2 rRNA genes are annotated in these 1,916 nt (G+C 48.0%); both read left to right on the forward strand.

What is annotated here, in order from left to right:
* Nucleotides 1-522, forward strand: a 16S ribosomal RNA gene (locus IRJ16_RS22765); the annotation flags it as partial.
* A 399-nt stretch (nt 523-921) separates the two neighbouring features.
* A 23S ribosomal RNA gene (locus IRJ16_RS22770) occupies nt 922-1,916 on the forward strand; the annotation flags it as partial.

A 1,916-nucleotide genomic window follows, 5' to 3' on the forward strand; every position in this document is an offset into this window, starting at 1 on the left:
AGAGACGCTACAGTCCTTCGGGACACGAAACTAGGTGCTGCATGGCTGTCGTCAGCTCGTGCCGTGAGGTGTTGGGTTAAGTCCCGCAACGAGCGCAACCCCTATGTTTAGTTGCCAGCATGTAATGATGGGGACTCTAAACAGACTGCCTACGCAAGTAGAGAGGAAGGAGGGGACGACGTCAAGTCATCATGGCCCTTACGTCCGGGGCTACACACGTGCTACAATGGTCGGTACAGAGGGCTGCTACTTAGCAATAAGATGCCAATCTCTAAAAGCCGGTCACAGTTCGGATCGGGGTCTGCAACTCGACCCCGTGAAGTTGGATTCGCTAGTAATCGCAGATCAGCAATGCTGCGGTGAATACGTTCCCGGGCCTTGTACACACCGCCCGTCAAGCCATGGAAGCTGGAAGTACCTGAAGTCGGTAACCGCAAGGAGCCGCCTAGGGTAAAGTCGGTAACTGGGGCTAAGTCGTAACAAGGTAGCCGTACCGGAAGGTGCGGCTGGAATACCTCCTTTCTGGAGCAGATACTGTTCACAGATAATATAACAAGTTACCTACATGATCCATACTTAAGATATTATACCTTATATATAGGTATAGGAGTTCGGCCACAGGGGCCGGATAGTAGTATCGGTGGTTCAACCCCACTATACTCCACCAAGTTTTCTACAGGGACCATAATACGGTAACGTAACAGATGAAAACGAACGTTCTTTGACATATTGGAAGAAGTAATTGAAAAAAGAGAAAACAACAGTAGAGACGGTTGTTGGAAAAGATTCAAGAGCGAAGATACAAGAGACAAGATGGAAGGCTTCGGCAATAAGTTTTAGATCGAATATCTGAACAAATGGAACACTCTCAATAACCATATCAAAAAGCATACAGTACCGAGCAAAAGCGGTACATGTAGGAAGAAAGTAAATAAGGGTACACGGGGGATGCCTTGGCTCTCAGAGGCGATGAAAGACGTGATAAGCTGCGATAAGCATCGGGGATCTGCAAATAAGAATTGATCCGATGATTTCTGAATGGGGAAACCTAACTATTTGAAGAATAGTTGCAAATGCGCAAACCTGCTGAACTGAAACATCTAAGTAAGCAGAGGAAGAGAAAATAATAATGATTTCCTGAGTAGTGGCGAGCGAAAGGGAAAGAGCCCAAACCAGATATGTTACGGCATAGCTGGGGTTGTAGGACCACGACATTGGATATTAAAGTGAACCGGAACAGGATGGGAAGCCTGGTCATAGAGCATGAGAACTGCGTACGGGTAAGCGATAATAGCATAGTGGTATCCTGAGTACCGCGAGGTCGGAGACGCCTTGTGGGAATCTGCCGGCACCATCCGGTAAGGCTAAATACTACTGAGAGACCGATAGTGAACCAGTACCGTGAGGGAAAGGTGAAAAGAACCCCGAACAGGGGAGTGAAATAGAACCTGAAACCGTGTACTTACAAGCGGTCGGAGCAGACAAGATCTGTGACGGCGTGCCTTTTGCATAATGAGCCTACGAGTTACTCCTCACTGGCAAGGTTAAGTGATTAAGTCACGCAGCCGAAGCGAAAGCGAGTCTGAATAGGGCGTGCAGTCAGTGGGGGTAGACGCGAAACCTTGTGATCTACCCATGGACAGGTTGAAGGTGCCGTAACAGGTACTGGAGGACCGAACCGATAAACGTTGAAAAGTTTCCGGATGATCTGTGGGTAGGGGTGAAAGGCTAATCAAACTGGGAAATAGCTCGTACTCCCCGAAATGTTTTTAGGAACAGCGTGGTGGTTAAGTTAAATAGAGGTAGAGCTACTGATTGGGTGCGGGGGAGTCATATCCTACCAAATCCAGACAAACTCCGAATGCTATTTAATATACACTGCAGTGAGGCTATGGGTGCTAAGGTCCATGGCCGAG

It is taken from the genome of Mucilaginibacter myungsuensis, assembly GCF_015222005.1.
GTDB lineage: Bacteria > Bacteroidota > Bacteroidia > Sphingobacteriales > Sphingobacteriaceae > Mucilaginibacter > Mucilaginibacter myungsuensis.